The following is a 14,783-nucleotide window of genomic DNA, read 5'->3' as shown; positions in this document are numbered from 1 at the left end:
AACGGTCAGCCCGCCTTCTGGCGCTTGGCCGCACGCAGGCCCACCCAGAACCGGGCGGCCTCACGGATGGAGTCTTCGACCGGCGCCGGCTGCCAGCCGAGTTCGCGGGCGGCCTTGCCGTGATCCACCGGCGCCTCGGCCCGCATCAACCGCAGCGACGCCAGCGACAGCCGTTCGTCGGTGCGGCGCAACCGCCCCTTGACGGTACCCATGGCTGCCAGCAGGTAGGTCAGCGGCAGCGGAATGGACCGGGCGGGCGCGGGAACACCGGCCGTCTCGGCCGCGATCCGGGCCACCTCGGCATTGCTGATCATCTTCTCCGATATCAGGTACCGCTCACCGACGCGCCCCTTCTCGGCCGCCAGGATCAGCGCGCGGGCCGCATCGTTGACACCCACCGCTTCGAGTTCGATACCGCTCATCACGAACGGCAGCTTGCCGAACGCGGCGCCGGCGATGATGGCGCCGTGCGGAGTCCGGCCCCAGTCGGTGCCGCCGTAGGTGGTCGACACACACATCGCGACCGCGGGCAGCCCGCGCTCCCGCGCGTACTGCAACACCAGCTTCTCGGCCTGCACCCGCGAGCGCACATACGGCGTGAGCTTCCGCTCGTCGGCGATGTCCTCCTCGGTGGACACCCGGCCGCGCCGGCGCCCCACGGTGGCGTAGCTGCTGGTGAAGACGAATTTCTGCAATCCCGAGGCGATCTCGGGGCGCACCGCGATGTCCAGCACGTGCCGGGTGCCGTCGACATTGGTATGGAACAGCGGTGACGGATCGCGCAGCCAGCCGCGAGTGTCCACGACGCAGTAGTAAATGACATCGACTCCAGTCATCGCCGCGGTCAGCGCCTCGTCGTCCCAGATATCGCCGACGAACCGCTGCACGTCCAGATCGTCGATGCCGATGGTGTTGGCGCCCTCGCGCACCATCACCCGCACGTCCTGCCCGTCGTCGACCAACTGGCGCACCACGTGGGAACCGAGATAGCCGTTGGCGCCGATGACCAGAGCCCTCATCGAGCCATGCCCTTCATCCATTCGGCTGCCTCGTCATCGAGCGTGCCGAGTTCCTGCGCCTTCTTGCACCACTTCATCGCCGCGGACAGGAAGCGCAGCGGGTTGTAGACGTCCTCCTGGCGGCGCCACAGCCCGTCACCGGCATAGGTGAGGATCGACATGTTGGTGGCGCTGATGATGGTGCCGTCACCGGGGTCGCGCATCGGGTTGTCGAGCTCGCAGATCACCCGCGAGGTGGCCTCGTCGATGACGGTCCACAATGCCGGGAACGCTGTCATGTGGTTTCCGGGAAAGCTCTCCATCGTCTTCCAGATCCACGGGCGCACCTGCTCGCGGCCGCGCATGGTTCCCGCGGCGTGCTCCACGTATTCAACGTCGACGGTGTACTGGTCCACCCACGGATCCCAGTTCCGGGTGCGGGCGGCCTCGGCAACCGTCTGCTCGAATGTCGCGAATGCGTCTGTCAGCTCATCACGGGTGAACAGCGTGCTCGTCACACCACAAACTAGAACACGTTCTATCTGGGTTTGTCGAGGGTCGTTCCCGCCGCCAGCACCACCCGGTCGCCGAGCGGTTCGTCCAGCGTGATGTCCAGCGTGCCGGGCACCGCCAGCGTGATGCACATCCGACCGATCGCCTCCGGCGGCACACCACTGTCGAGGTTCACCGTCACCTCCTCGGCGGTCTCCTGGACGGTGGCGTGCACGCCGAAGCACTCCGCGGGGCCCGCGCTGAAATTGACGGCCAGCCCGTCCCCGGTGCGCGTCCAGGACTCGACGCTGGTCACATGCGGGTTCAGGATCATCGGATTCTCGGCGAAGACGGTGCGCCACTGATCGGCGGGCACCTCGGGCGGGGCATCCACCGGAGGCACGGGCGGGTCGGCGGAGGCCGGTGGTGCAACGGCTACCAGGACGCCGCCGACCAGGATTAACCCGGCGTGCGCTGTGGTTACAGCTCTACGCATGGGTTCCACCGTAGCGGCGGAGCACAATGGATGCTGACCGTGTACGTGACTGCAGAAGGAGTGATGGCGCATGAGCGACAATCAGAAGGCGATCCTGGCCGGCGGCTGCTTCTGGGGTATGCAGGACCTGATCCGCAAGCAGCCCGGAGTCGTGTCCACCCGGGTGGGCTACACGGGCGGGCAGAACGACCACGCGACCTACCGCAACCATCCGGGTCACGCGGAGGCCATCGAGATCGTGTTCGATCCGGCCCAGACCGACTATCGGTCCATTCTGGAGTTCTTTTTCCAGATCCACGATCCGTCGACCAAGAACCGGCAGGGCAACGACGTCGGTTCCAGTTACCGCTCGGCCATCTTCTACGCCGACGACGACCAGAAGTCCGTCGCGCTGGACACCATCGCCGATGTCGACGCATCGGGTCTGTGGCCGGGCAAGGTCGTCACCGAGGTTGTCCCCGAGGCCGACTTCTGGGAGGCCGAACCGGAGCACCAGGACTATCTGGTGCGCTACCCGACCGGGTACACCTGCCACTTCCCGCGCCCGGGCTGGAAGCTGCCCAAGCGGGCCGAGGTCTAACCGACCGCCCTCCGGTTCTATTTCCCGGGTCGCTGCGCTCCTGCCCTCCGGTTCTATTTCCCGGGTCGCTGCGCTCCTGCCCTCCGGTGCAACACCACCCGGCCGCCGCGCTTGGGCGTGAAGGCCACTCCCCGCGAGTGCACCTTCTCCCCGGGCGCGGTGGTCGTGGCAATGGTGAAGTGCCGCAAGACGGTACGCAGCACGATGTCCATCTCCACATTGGCGAACACCGCGCCGACGCAGCGCCGGGTCCCGCCGCCGTAGGGCACCCAGGCCAGCGGCGGACGGTTGCCGATGAACCGCTCCGGGTCGAACCGTTCGGCATCCTCGAACTCGCGCTCGTGCAGCTGGGACAGGCTGACCACGATCGAATGGCCCCGCGGTATCACCCATTCGCCGAGCTCGAAGGTCGGTGAGTACACGTGCCTGCCGGAGAAGTCGATGACGGTCCTGGCCCGCTGGGTCTCCAGGATGACGGCCTGGCGGTACTCGTTGTCGTCGCCTGCAGCCTCCTCGACCAGCCTGGCCAGCACATCGGGATGCCGGCTGATCCGCTCGAATACCCAGCCCATGGTGGACGCCGTCGTCTCGTGCCCGGCGGCCAGCAGGGTCAGTAGTTCGTCCGCGATGTCCTGGCGCGACATCGCCGTGCCGTCCTCGTAGGTACTGCGCAGCAGCAGCGCCAGCACGTCATCGCGTTCATCGAGCCGCGGATCGGCGGCGACTTCGTCGATGAGGCGTCCGACGACATCGTCGTAGCGACGGCGGTAGTCGGCCAGTCGGCCCCACGGGTGCCAGCGGCCGTGTTCCCGCTTGGGAGTCGGCAGCGTGGCGCAACGCGAACCCAGGGTCACCCACGGCGGAATGATCCGGCGCAACTCGTCCAGGTGTGCGCCGTCGGCGCCGAACACGGCCCGCAAGATCGCGTTCAGGGTGATCCGCATCATCGGATCGAGCGTCGGGAACTCTTGTCCTACCGGCCAGTTCGCGGACTCGCGCAGCGTCTCCTCTTCGAAGATCTGCTCGTAGTTCTTGATGCTCTTGCCGTGGAAGGGCGGTGTGAGCAGCCGGCGCCTGCGTTTGTGCTCGCCGCGGTCGAGCGCGAACACCGAACCGGGCCCGAGTATCCGGGACAGGTTCGGCTGGATATTGCCGACGTCGTCGGGGCTGGCGGTGAACAACTGCTTGGCCAGTTGTGAATCCGTGACGATCACGGTGGGGCCGAAAACCGGCAGTTTCATCGTGAACGCCGGGCCGTAGCGGCGTGCCAGCCGCGCAACGACGGGACGGCGGAACAGGGCGAATCCGATGCCGGTCAACGTCTTGCCGGCGGTGGGTCCGGGTGGCAGATGCACGGCGGGAATTTCGGTGATGGTCGCTTCGCTCATGGACGCACTCCAGACCGGGTGTTGGTACTGCGCTGTACCGCAGGTGTGTGACCTACGGTACTCGGTGGTACCAGCGGTAGGCAAGAGTAATCGGCAAGGATGGCGCGATGGAGGTAAGTCGGCCATTTCGCACCCGCCTGTTCGACGGCCTGGCGTCTTCCATCGCCGAACGCGGATACCGGGCCACCACGGTCGCCGATATCGTGCGGCACGCCCGCACCTCGAAGCGCACGTTCTACAGCGAATTCACGGACAAGGAACAGTGTTTCGTCGAGCTGCTGCGTGCCGACCACGAGCAGCTGCTGGTGGCGATCCGGACCGCCGTGGACCCCGAATCGGACTGGCGGATGCAGATCCGCCAGGCCGCCACCGCCTACGTGGACCACATCGGCGCGCGGCCGGAGATCACGCTGAGCTGGATCCGGGAGCTGCCCGCCCTCGGCGCCACCGTGCGGTCCATCCAGCGCGCGGCCATGAGCGGGCTGACCGAACTGCTCGTCGACCTGTCCGGCAGCCCGGGCTTCCGGCGTGCCGAGCTCGCACCGGTACGGCGTGAACTCGCCGTCATCCTGCTGGGCGGGCTGCGGGAACTGACGGCACTGACGGTGGAGGACGAGCTGCCCACCGCGTCGATCCTGGAGCCCGCGGTGCTCGCCTCCGAAGCACTGCTCAGCGCAGGATCAGCCGCGCGGATTTGAGCAGTCGCAGGGAAATCTCCGGGTACGCGTCATATCCCATACCTGCCCACACCAGCGTTCCGGTGTAGAGCAGTTCGAGCGCTTCGATGACATCGGAGTCCACCGCAGCGCCCAAGGCCGCGACCAGGCGGGCCCGGATGTCGGCGCCGATGCGCGCGCGCAGTACATCGACATCGGGATCCTTGCCGAGCAGCGCGTTGGTCACCGCGCCCGCGAACTCGGGTTCACCGGCCACCAACGACGAGATCTGCTCCAGCACCTCGAGCACCCGCGTCGCCGGATCCGACGATTCGTGCTCGGCGAGCGGCGATTCGACGAGTCTGCGCCAGAACACCTCGGCAACGAGGTGCTCCTTGGAGGAGAAATAGGTATACGCGGTCGCGGCTCCGACGCCGGCCTGCGCGGCCACCCGGCGCACCGTCAGCGCCGAAAATCCCTCGCGTCCCAGCAGTTCGAGCGCGGCCTTGCCGAGCCGTTCGACGGTGTCGGCCTGCTTGGCGCTCAACCGACGGCGCGTCGACTCCAAGGCCGTATCGGACACGTGTCCAGACACTACTGCAACCGCCCATCACCAGCAACGGTAGGTTTATCTGCCATGAGCACCGCCGACACCGCCCTGCCTGCCGAAGCCGCCCGCCTGTTCGAGTTCGCCGAGCAGGTCATCGGCTTCATGCCCGCCGACGAGGGCCGCGCCCTCTACGACGCCGCCGTGCACTATCTGGCCGGCGGTGTCGGCGTCGAGATCGGCACCTACTGCGGCAAGTCCACCGTGCTGCTGGGTGCGGCCGCCGCACAGGTCGACGGCGTCGTCTACACCGTCGACCACCATCACGGGTCCGAGGAACACCAGCCCGGCTGGGAGTACCACGACACCGGGCTCGTCGATCCGGTCACCAAGCGCTTCGACACCCTGCCCACGATGCGCCACACCCTGGACCTGGCCGGCCTGGAGGACCACGTGGTGGCGATAGTGGGCAAGTCCCCCACCGTCGCCCGGGTCTGGGGCACGCCCGTGCAGTTCCTGTTCATCGACGGCGGACATACCGAGGAGGCCGCCCAGCGTGACTATGACGGCTGGGCCAAGTGGGTGGCACCCGGTGGCGGACTGGTCATCCACGATGTGTTCCCCGACCCGAACGACGGCGGACAGGCTCCGTTCCACATCTACCGCCGCGCCATCGATTCCGGTGACTTCAAGGAGATCTCGGCGACCGGATCGCTGCGGCTGCTGGAACGCGTCTAGACGCGGTCGCAGGCGCAGTCGAATTCGCCCTCCAGGCCGCGCGGCAGCTCGGCACCGTGGAAGATGCCGCCGGCCGGGGTGGTCCGGGACAGGGCGTCGGCGGCCAGGACCATCGCTGCACCGGTCCAGGTGGTGCGCTCCACGGGCCAGCGCTTGCCGTCGGTGAAAACCAGCCCGGTCCAATAGGATCCGTCCACCTCACGTAGATGTTGCATGGCGGTGAACTGCTCAAGGGCGCGCACGCGGTCACCGACGGCATCCAGCGCCATGACCAGTTCGCAGGTCTCCGCGCCGGTCACCCACGGCCGGTGGTCGACGCAGCGGATACCCAGACCTGGCACCACGAAGTCATCCCAGCGGGATTCGATGCGGGACAGTGCGGCCCCACCCTGGACGGCTCCCCCGAGCACCGGGTAGTACCACTCCATCGCATGAGTGTCCTTGGCGTTGAACAGTTCCGGATGCTCGGCGATCGCGTGCCCCAGTTGACCGACGGCGACCTCCCACTCGGGCTGCGGATCGTCGAGGTAGTTCGCCAGCGCCAGAGCGCACCGGATGCTGTGGTAGATGCTCGCGCAACCGGTGAGCAGAGCCTCGTCCATCATCCCGGCTTCGCTTCTGGCCCAGCTGATCTGACCGCCCGGCAGCTGCATGCTGAGCACCAGCTCGATGGCCCGGCTGACCGTCGGCCACATCTGCACCGCGAACCGCCGGTCCCCGGTGATGAGCACGTGATGCCATACGCCGGTGGCGATGTAGGCGCAGAAATTGCTGTCGGTGTTGGCATCCTCGATGACACCGTTGCGCAACTGGATCGGCCAGGAACCGTCGGCCCGTTGCGTACGGCGACACCAGTCGAATCCGGCGCGAGCCGGCTCGCGCAGACCTGCGACGGTCAGGGCCATCAGGTTCTCGACGTGGTCCCACGGGTCGGTGTGACCACCGACCGACCAGGGGATCGCACCGTCGGACTCCTGGGTGTCGGCAATGGACTTGGCCGTCTGCAGGCACTGCTGCGGCGTCAGTACACCTGACACACCGGGAATCTCGTGGCGACGCATGGTGTCCTACGCCACCGGCTTCTCGAAGGCCGCCGGCTTTTCGAAATACAACGCGACGCTCTTACCGATTGCCGGGTTGAGCACTGCCTCGGCCTGACGGGTCAGCCACGGCCGGCTCATCATGTCCCACACCAGTAGTTTGTGGTAGGCAGTCACCGCGGGATGATTCGGCTTGTCCACCCCGACAGCGCATTTCAGCCACCAAAACGGCGCGTGCAGCGAATGCGCATGCTCGCGGTGGGTGAATCGCATGCCACGGCTCACGACCTTGTCGCGCAGTTCATCGGCACGGTAGATCCGGATGTGCCCACCCTCGTTGGCGTGGTACTCGTCCGAGAGCAACCAGCACACCCTTTCGGGGAGCCAGCGGGGCACGGTGATGGCAAGTACGCCACCGGGTTTGAGCACCCGGACCAGCTCGGCGATGGCGGCGTCATCCGCCGGGACATGTTCAAGGATCTCCGAGGCGATGACACAGTCGAAGCTGCCGTCGGCGTAGGGCAGCGCCAGGGCATCGCCCTTGACGGCCTCCGCGGTGGCCGAGGCGGGCGCTTCGCCCTGCTCCTTCATCGCGGTCAGGATGGCATCGACATCGTTGAGATCCTCGACGCTCTGATCGAAGGCGATGACATCGGCGCCACGCCGGTAGGCCTCGAAGGAGTGCCTGCCCGCGCCGCAACCGACATCGATGACCGATGTTCCTGGCCCGACGCCGAGCCGGTCGTAGTCAACGGTCAGCACGCTGTGTGCCCTTTCTTCGTGGTGACGGCGGTTCTCTCGATGGCCCGCTCGTACACGGCGACGGTCTGCGCCGCAACGGATTCCCAGCTGAACACGTCCAATGCCCGACGCCGGCCCGCGGCACCGAGGCGGTGCCGTTCGGCCGGTGAGTCCAGCAGTTCGCCGAGCACACCGGTCAGCTCCTCGACATCGGCGGGCCGCACCAGGCGCGCACATTCGCCCTCTTCGCCGAGTACCTCGGGCAGCGCGCCGGCCCGGCTCGCCACGATCGGGGTGCCGCTGGCCATCGCCTCCACGGCGGGCAACGAGAATCCCTCGTACAGCGAGGGTATGCAGGCAATCTCGGCTGATGACAGCAGCTCGGCAAGCGCTTCGTCGGACAGGCCGCTGGACACGTTGACGATATCGGAGATGCCCAGTTCGGCGATCAGCTTCTCGGTCGGCCCGTTGGGCTCGAGCTTGGACACCAGTTGCACATCCAGGTTGTGATGCGCACGCAACCGCGCCACCGAGTGCAACAGATTGCCCACACCCTTGAGCGGCACATCGGCACTCGCGATCGCGATGATCCGGCCGGGCACCCGGTCGGCAGCCGGCTTGAACAGTTCGGTGTCGACGCCGAGGGGCACCACGTGCAACTGCTCGTCGCTCACCCCGAAGTCCTCGGCGATATCGGCGGCCGAGGTCGAGGAGACGGTCAGCAGTTCCGGGATCGCCCGCGCGACCTTCTTCTGCGTCTCGGCGAACGCGTACCAGCGCCGCACCAGCGGCTTGCGCCACCACCTGGCGGCGGCCACCTCGAGCACCCGGTCGCGGGTGATCGGGTGGTGCACGGTGGCGACCACGGGCAGGCCGCGCCTCGCGATCGTCAGCAGCGCCGAACCCAGGCTCTGGTTGTCGTGGATGACGTCGAACTCGTCACCGCGTTCGGCCATGATCCGGGCCACCCGCAGACAGAACGTCTTGGGTTCGGGAAATCCGGCCGACCACATGGTTGCCAGCTCGAGCAGATCGATGCGGTCCCTGATCTCGCGGGGGTGCGGCACCCGGAACGGATCGGGTTCGCGGTAGAGGTCCAGGCTCGGCACCTTGGTGAGCCGTACCCGCGGGTCCAGCCCGTCGGGATAGGGCTGGCCGGAGAACACCTCGACCTCGTGGCCGAGCTCGGCGAGGCCCTGGGAGAGGTAGCGGACGTAGACACCCTGGCCACCGCAATGCGTTTTGCTGCGATATGACAGAAGGGCTATACGCACGTCAGCTCAATCCGCTGAACTGCAGCGCAAGCATACTGGACATGTGTCCAGACTATAGTTCGACGGGCTAGGTGGCGCAACGCGGCCGGGGTCGCCCGGGGACGGGTAGGACAAAGGCGAACGGCCTCGGGAAGCCCAGGCCGGTGAGCTCCGCGCGCCGCACGGCGGCAACGCCCACCACGCGCGTTCTGCCCGATGACGGTTCATAGCAATGCAATTGGTCATCCCCGGCCGAGATGCCGGTGATCAGCACCCAGTGCCGCGGAATGAACCTGCCGACCAGCATCGCGACCGGAAAGCCGTCGTGCACGGCAGCCACCACGTCGTCGAGTGGATCTGTTCTGCGCAGCAGGCCCAGACACAGTCGCCACCGGTACCGCACCGGACTGTGCTCACCGATGGCGCCGGCCAGCCCGCGCGGTGTCATCCCGAGACGCCGGGGCCAGACCCGGTTGACCGCATGGTGGACCCGCGCCTGCTCGGCGGCGAACCAGGACGCCGCGCCGGCGCCGCCCAACGGCCTGCCGTAATCGGGTTCCAGCAACGCGGCGGCCAGCACCGCGACGGAGGGACCGCAGCTGATTCCGTCGCGCTGCCGCAGGCGCAGACCGGCGAACTTCATGGCCCACCCAGGGTAGCCATTTCTGGTACCCCTGGTATCGGGTATCTGTTTCTGGCAACATTACCGACCTGTAAATCCGCAGGACGGCAAACGGGGGTGGGCATGTCAGGCACGTTGCGCGTGTTGGCGGAGGCGGGCACCGAGGGTGGTGGCGCCGATCTCGACCAGATCATCGGCGTATCGATCGCCACCGGCATCATCACCGCCGGACTGTTGTGGATCGGCATCCTGCATCGCACGCGCCGCATCACGTGGCTGGACACGCTGGCCACCAAGGTGGGTGTGAAGATGAACCGCCCACCCTGGGTGGCGCTGCCGACGCTGCTGTTCACCTCGACCATCATCTGCGCGATGTTCGGGTTCATCTGGGATGTCAGCCTGCACATCGGCAAGGGCCGCGACTCCGGGCCGCTGGCCAACCCGGCGCACTACTTCATCCTGGTCGGCCTGTTCCTGCTGTTCATCGCCGGATCGTTGGCCATCATCCTGCCCTACGAAAAGCCGGGTCCGGCGGCGCTGAGAATCACCAGAACCTGGTACGCGCCCGTCGGCGGTGTGCTGATGGCCGCGTGCGGTCTGTACGCGCTCATCGGATTCCCGCTCGACGACGTCTGGCATCGCATCTTCGGCCAGGACGTGACGCTCTGGGGGCCGACCCACCTGATGCTGATCGGCGGCGCAGGGCTGTCCCTGGTCGCCGTGCTGCTGCTGGAGCATGAGGGCCGCATCGCGATGGGTCCCGATGCCGATGTCTCCCCGCGGAAGATACTGCGCTACTTCGCCTTCGGCGGCCTCGTCATCGGCCTGTCGGTGTTCCCCGTCGAATACGACTTCGGTATCGAGCAGTTCCGGCTGGTGTTGCACCCGATGTTGATCGCGGCCGCCGCGGCGCTGGCCCTGGTCGCCGCCCGGATCACCCTCGGCAGGGGCGCTGCGCTGGCCGCGGTGCTGTTCGCGCTGCTGATCCGTGGGCTAGTCGCGGCCGCGGTGGGCCCGGTCCTCGGCGCCCCCTACAGCTGGTTCGCCCTCTACCTCGGCCCGGCCGTGGTGGTCGAATTACTGGCGCTCACACCACTTCTGCGGCGCCCCATCCTGTTCGGTGCCGTTGCCGGCGCCGGTATCGGCACGGTCGGCTTGTGGCTGGAATCGTTCTGGATCGACGCGGTCTTCATGTACCCGTGGCCGGCCTCCATGTGGGTCGAGGCCATGGTCACCTCGGTGCCGGTGGCCGTCCTGATGGGGATGTGCGGCGGGCTGCTCGCCACCGTGCTCACCGGCCGTCCATTGCCCCGGCGTGCCGCGAGCATCGGGGTGGTGGTCCTGACGGTGCTGACCGTCAGCGCGGCGGTCGGCAACGGCCTGAACATCTCGGTGCCGGAAAACGCCAGCGCGCAGATCACCCTCACCGAGTTGCCCAGCCCCGCCGGGCAGCGGCTGGTGAGCGCCGACATCCGGGTCACCCCGACCGACCTCGTCAGCGATGACCCCCAATGGATTTCGATGCTGTCCTGGCAAGGTGGGCTCGACAACGAGCGCGGGTTGATCGTGGACACGCTGGAGCGCCTCGGACCCGGCCACTACCGCACCACCCGCCCGGTCCCGGTCTGGGGCACCTGGAAGACCTTGGTCCGCGTGCAGGACGGCCGCACCATGACCGCCGTCCCGATCTTCCTGCCCGCCGACCCGGGCATCGGCGCCACCGAGCTGCCCGCCGAGGCATCGATGACACGGGAGTTCACCCAGGAGATCGAGATCCTGCAGCGCGAACGCAATCTGGACGTGCCGAGCTGGCTGTTCACCGCGGCATCCCTCGTCGTCCTGCTGTGCTCGCTCATCCTGATCGCGGCGCTGAGCTGGGGAGCCGGCCGGATCAACGACCGGGAGATGCGTGCGCACAGCAGCGCTGAGACCAAGCAGCCCGTCCCGCTGACGTGACCTACCTGGCCGACCACTCCCTGCTGCTCGCCCTGCCGGCGTTCGCGCCCGCGGTGGTGCTCGCCGGGGTGGTGGCGTGGGTGGCCATCAAGGACCGGCGCAACCCCGACCCCGACGACGAGAATCCAAGTGAGGACCCAGATTGAGGACATTGTTGGCGGCGACCGTGGTGCTGACCGGTGCCGTGCTGGCCACCGCGGGCTGCACGAGTTCCACCGAGGAACCGGCCGACCGGTCCTCGGTAACCGCCGCGCCCGCGCTCTCCGATCAGCAGGCGCCGCCGGCGCGGGTCGTCATCGACGTGACCATCAAGGACGGACAGGCGACACCGGTCAATCAGCAGGTGCAGGCCGCGGTCAAGCAGCCGATCATCATCCGGGTCACCAGTGACGCCGAGGACGAACTGCACGTACACGCCAGCCCCGAACACACCTTCGCCGTGAAACCCGAGTCGCTGCAGTCCTTTCAATTCGCGGTCGAGGTGCCCGGCAAGGTCGACGTAGAGCTGCACGATCTGAACCGGGTCGTCGCTACCATCACGGTGCAGTGACCACCACGGCGGTCCTCGCCCACGGCCTGGGCGGCTCGGCCGATCTGCCCATCCCGTTCACCTACGCGGTGGTCGGTGCCGCCTGGACGCTGACCTTCACCTTCGCCGTGGTCGCACTGGCCTGGCGTAAGCCACGTTTCGACCCTGACATCCCGGGCCGTCCGCTGCCGGTCTGGGTCACCACCGTCGTCGACGCACCGGTGACCCGATGGCTGATCGGCGCAGCCGGCCTGGCATTCACCGCCTGGGTGGCCGTCGCGGCCGTCACCGGCCCGCAGGATTCCCGCAATGCGCTGCCCGGGGTCTTCTACGTCCTGCTGTGGGTCGGGCTGGTGGCGTTGTCACTGTTCCTCGGCCCGGTGTGGCGGGTGATCTCACCGGTACGCACGGTCCTGCGCCTGGTGCGTGTCACCCGCGACGGCGTGGCTTTCCCCCGTCGCTTCGCTCGCCGCTACCCGCGCCGCCTCGGCTATTGGCCCGCCGCCGCAGGATTGTTCGCCTTCGTCTGGCTCGAGTTGGCCAGCCCCGATCCGGGATCGCTGACCGCGGTGAAGATCTGGCTGCTGATCTACCTTGCGGTGACACTCGCGGGCGCGCTGCTGAGCGGACCGCGCTGGTGTTCTCACGCCGACCCGTTCGAGGTCTACAGCATGATCGCCTCACGGTGTGCACCGTGGCGCCGCAACACCGATGGCCGCATCGCCATCGCCAATCCGTTCAACCGGCTGCTGTCGCTTCCGGTGCGTCCCGGCACCGTGACCGTGCTGGCCGTGTTGCTGGGATCGACCGCGTTCGACAGCTTTTCGGCGATGCCGGTGTGGCGCAACTTCGTCGACACCCACACCTCTGGTCCGTGGGACGCCAGCGCGGTCAAGACCGCGGGGCTGTTGCTCTTCGTGGTGACCGTGGCGGTGACGTTCAGCCTGGCCGCCGCGGCGACCGGAGGTGTGGACCGCGAGGGCCGCCGCGCACTGCCCGGCTTGATGGCGCACTCGTTGATCCCGATCGTGATCGGCTACGTCTTCGCCCACTACCTCACCTATCTGGTCGAGAAGGGCCAGCAGACCGTGCACGCGCTCATGGGATCCCATGACGCCGAGGTGTATTACCTGCTGTCCATGCATCCCTCGGTACTGGCCTCGCTCAAGGTCGGGTTTGTGCTGCTCGGGCATGTGGCCGGTGTCATCGCCGCGCACGACCGCGCGCTGCGGGTGTTGCCCAAGGGCCATCAGATGACCGGGCAGCTGGCGATGATGCTGGTGATGGTCGGCTACACATTCACCGGCCTGTACCTGCTCTTCGGCGGGTGAGGGGACTACGGTTGTGCCATGCGTGCGTTGATCGTGGTCGATGTGCAGAAGGACTTCTGCGAAGGTGGGTCCCTGGCGGTTGACGGCGGTGCCGCCGTCGCACGGGGTATCACCGAGTTGCTGAGCGGGCACGATTACGACCATGTGGTCGCCACCATGGACTTCCACATCGATCCGGGCGAACACTTCTCCGAGACCCCCGACTACCGGGTGTCCTGGCCGCGGCACTGCGTCGTGGGCACCCCCGGGGTGGACTTCCACGAGGATCTCGATCCCGCCGCGGTGCAGGCGGTGTTCACCAAGGGTGAGTTCTCGGCCGCCTACAGCGGTTTCGAGGGCACCGATGCCGACGGTACGACGCTGACGGACTGGCTGGCCCGCCGCAAGGTCGACACCGTCGACGTGGTGGGCATCGCCACCGACTACTGCGTGCGGGCCACCGCACTGGATGCCGCGGCGACCGGGTTGCGCACCCGCGTCCTGCTTCCGCTGTGTGCCGGGGTGGCCGCGGACTCCACCGCCGAGGCGGTGGCCCTGCTGCGGGCCCGCGGCGTCGAGGTCATTTAGATCAGTCCCGGGTCAGCCCGCCGGACGGGTGGGGTCCACCGGGCGCCCGGTCCACCGCGGGGCGCGCCGTTCCAGCTGTGCCCGCATCCCCTCGGCGGCGTCGTCGTGGGCCATCAGCTTCAGGTGGATCTCCGTCTCGCGCGCTCCGACCTGCTCGCGGGTCAGATCGAACGAATCCCACAGCAGCCGCTTGCTGGCCGCCACCGACATCGGCGCGGTGTTCTCGGCGATGTCGCGGGCGATCGTGAGCGCCGCGGGCAGCACCTCGACAGCCGGCAGTACCCGGCTACCCAGCCCGAGCGCCACCGCCCGGTGACCGTCGAACATCGCGCCGGTCAACAGGATCTCGGCCGCCGTGGCGATGCCCACCAGCCGCGGGAGCACCCAGTGCGAGTAGGCATCGCCCACCACGCCACGGCGCACCTGCACGATGCCGTACTTGGCGTCGGCGGCGAAGAACCGGATGTCGCACTGCAGCGCCAGCGTCAGGCCGAGCCCGATTGCGTGCCCGTTCACCGCGGCGATCACCGGTTTGGCCAGAGCCCATGCCGGCACCGGGAAACCGGCCGCACTGAACCCCTCCCCGGGCGCGGCGAAAGTCTGCGCGCCCGCACCCAGATCGGCTCCTGCGCAGAACGCCGGCGGGGTGCCGGTCAGCACGATGGCACGGATCTCGTCGGCCGCATCGCACCGCGTCAGCGCATCGGCCAGTTCCTCGCGCATCCCGTCACCGACGGCGTTGCGCTGCCCGGGGCGGTTCAGCGTCACGGTGGCGACGCCGGCGTGCACGCCGGTCAGCAGCGTTCGGTACTCGGGCAGCACTGGCACTCCTTCCGCTCGATCAATATA

The 14,783-nt window shown here is 67.8% G+C and carries 18 protein-coding genes; 8 read left to right on the top strand and 10 right to left on the bottom strand.

Annotation, left to right across the window (positions count from 1 at the left end; all coding sequences use genetic code 11):
- Positions 1-5 precede the first annotated feature (5 nt).
- The 3 genes from EXE63_RS16335 to EXE63_RS16325 are packed head-to-tail and all read right to left on the bottom strand — an operon-like array spanning position 6 to position 1,986.
- On the bottom strand, positions 6-1,019 hold the full coding sequence (locus tag EXE63_RS16335) for an NAD-dependent epimerase/dehydratase family protein (protein ID WP_168142801.1): 1,014 nt from the start codon (positions 1,017-1,019) through the stop codon (positions 6-8).
- Complete coding sequence (locus tag EXE63_RS16330; RefSeq protein WP_168142800.1) at positions 1,016-1,516, bottom strand: nuclear transport factor 2 family protein; 501 nt, start codon at positions 1,514-1,516, stop codon at positions 1,016-1,018. Before EXE63_RS16330 ends, EXE63_RS16335 begins: the two co-directional genes overlap by 4 nt.
- Before the next feature lie 20 nt (positions 1,517-1,536).
- Complete coding sequence (locus tag EXE63_RS16325; protein ID WP_168142799.1) at positions 1,537-1,986, bottom strand: hypothetical protein; 450 nt, start codon at positions 1,984-1,986, stop codon at positions 1,537-1,539.
- Positions 1,987-2,056: 70 nt separating this feature from the next.
- Between EXE63_RS16325 and msrA the strand changes: the two genes are divergently transcribed.
- Positions 2,057-2,566, top strand: a complete 510-nt coding sequence (gene msrA, locus EXE63_RS16320; RefSeq protein ID WP_168142798.1) for a peptide-methionine (S)-S-oxide reductase MsrA — start codon at positions 2,057-2,059, stop codon at positions 2,564-2,566.
- 53 nt (positions 2,567-2,619) lie between these two features.
- Here the strand turns inward: msrA and EXE63_RS16315 are convergent, their stop codons facing one another.
- Complete coding sequence (locus EXE63_RS16315) at positions 2,620-3,954, bottom strand: cytochrome P450 (protein WP_168142797.1); 1,335 nt, start codon at positions 3,952-3,954, stop codon at positions 2,620-2,622.
- A gap of 107 nt (positions 3,955-4,061) precedes the next feature.
- Here EXE63_RS16315 and EXE63_RS16310 point away from each other — a divergent pair, with 107 nt between their 5' ends.
- Positions 4,062-4,652 (top strand): TetR/AcrR family transcriptional regulator, encoded by a 591-nt coding sequence (locus EXE63_RS16310; protein ID WP_168142796.1) that lies wholly within the window; start codon positions 4,062-4,064, stop codon positions 4,650-4,652.
- Here the strand turns inward: EXE63_RS16310 and EXE63_RS16305 are convergent.
- Positions 4,624-5,193 carry a TetR/AcrR family transcriptional regulator gene (locus EXE63_RS16305; RefSeq protein WP_168142795.1) on the bottom strand — a complete coding sequence of 190 codons (570 nt, stop codon included), beginning with the start codon at positions 5,191-5,193 and terminating at the stop codon, positions 4,624-4,626. The two genes, EXE63_RS16310 and EXE63_RS16305, sit on opposite strands and share 29 nt — an antisense overlap.
- 54 nt (positions 5,194-5,247) lie before the next feature.
- Between EXE63_RS16305 and EXE63_RS16300 the strand changes: the two genes are divergently transcribed.
- Complete coding sequence (locus EXE63_RS16300) at positions 5,248-5,895, top strand: class I SAM-dependent methyltransferase (RefSeq protein ID WP_105366007.1); 648 nt, start codon at positions 5,248-5,250, stop codon at positions 5,893-5,895.
- On the opposite strand, the gene mmpH is transcribed toward EXE63_RS16300, so the two are convergent.
- The 4 genes from mmpH to EXE63_RS16280 all read right to left on the bottom strand — a co-directional run bounded on the left by mmpH (position 5,892) and on the right by EXE63_RS16280 (position 9,572).
- Positions 5,892-6,956 (bottom strand): MMP endo-(1,4)-3-O-methyl-alpha-D-mannosidase, encoded by a 1,065-nt coding sequence (mmpH, locus tag EXE63_RS16295; protein WP_168142794.1) that lies wholly within the window; start codon positions 6,954-6,956, stop codon positions 5,892-5,894. The two genes, EXE63_RS16300 and mmpH, sit on opposite strands and share 4 nt — an antisense overlap.
- 6 nt (positions 6,957-6,962) lie before the next feature.
- Positions 6,963-7,697, bottom strand: coding sequence for a class I SAM-dependent methyltransferase (locus EXE63_RS16290; protein ID WP_168142793.1), 735 nt, complete (start codon positions 7,695-7,697; stop codon positions 6,963-6,965).
- Complete coding sequence (gene manT / locus EXE63_RS16285) at positions 7,691-8,950, bottom strand: MMP alpha-(1->4)-mannosyltransferase (RefSeq protein ID WP_168142792.1); 1,260 nt, start codon at positions 8,948-8,950, stop codon at positions 7,691-7,693. The genes EXE63_RS16290 and manT overlap by 7 nt, the downstream gene beginning before the upstream one ends.
- Positions 8,951-9,017: 67 nt before the next feature.
- Positions 9,018-9,572, bottom strand: coding sequence for a hypothetical protein (locus tag EXE63_RS16280; protein WP_168142791.1), 555 nt, complete (start codon positions 9,570-9,572; stop codon positions 9,018-9,020).
- Between the two features lie 102 nt (positions 9,573-9,674).
- Here EXE63_RS16280 and EXE63_RS16275 point away from each other — a divergent pair, with 102 nt between their 5' ends.
- The 5 genes from EXE63_RS16275 to EXE63_RS16255 are packed head-to-tail and all read left to right on the top strand — an operon-like array spanning position 9,675 to position 13,934.
- On the top strand, positions 9,675-11,507 hold the full coding sequence (locus EXE63_RS16275; protein WP_168142790.1) for a hypothetical protein: 1,833 nt from the start codon (positions 9,675-9,677) through the stop codon (positions 11,505-11,507).
- Complete coding sequence (locus EXE63_RS16270; RefSeq protein ID WP_168142789.1) at positions 11,504-11,653, top strand: hypothetical protein; 150 nt, start codon at positions 11,504-11,506, stop codon at positions 11,651-11,653. Before EXE63_RS16275 ends, EXE63_RS16270 begins: the two co-directional genes overlap by 4 nt.
- Positions 11,650-12,057 (top strand): hypothetical protein, encoded by a 408-nt coding sequence (locus EXE63_RS16265; protein ID WP_234904529.1) that lies wholly within the window; start codon positions 11,650-11,652, stop codon positions 12,055-12,057. The genes EXE63_RS16270 and EXE63_RS16265 overlap by 4 nt, the downstream gene beginning before the upstream one ends.
- On the top strand, positions 12,054-13,367 hold the full coding sequence (locus EXE63_RS16260) for a hypothetical protein (protein ID WP_168142788.1): 1,314 nt from the start codon (positions 12,054-12,056) through the stop codon (positions 13,365-13,367). Before EXE63_RS16265 ends, EXE63_RS16260 begins: the two co-directional genes overlap by 4 nt.
- Before the next feature lie 18 nt (positions 13,368-13,385).
- Positions 13,386-13,934 (top strand): isochorismatase family protein, encoded by a 549-nt coding sequence (locus tag EXE63_RS16255; RefSeq protein WP_168142787.1) that lies wholly within the window; start codon positions 13,386-13,388, stop codon positions 13,932-13,934.
- A 12-nt stretch (positions 13,935-13,946) separates the two neighbouring features.
- Here EXE63_RS16255 and EXE63_RS16250 read toward each other — a convergent pair whose 3' ends face one another.
- A complete protein-coding gene (locus EXE63_RS16250; protein WP_168142786.1) occupies positions 13,947-14,756 on the bottom strand; it encodes an enoyl-CoA hydratase/isomerase family protein in 810 nt (269 codons plus the stop codon).
- Positions 14,757-14,783 lie beyond the last annotated feature (27 nt).

It is taken from the genome of Mycolicibacterium frederiksbergense, from assembly GCF_012223425.1.
GTDB lineage: Bacteria > Actinomycetota > Actinomycetes > Mycobacteriales > Mycobacteriaceae > Mycobacterium > Mycobacterium frederiksbergense.
The sequence above is the reverse complement of the archived record's forward strand: the minus strand, read 5'-3'. Positions and strand labels throughout refer to the sequence as shown.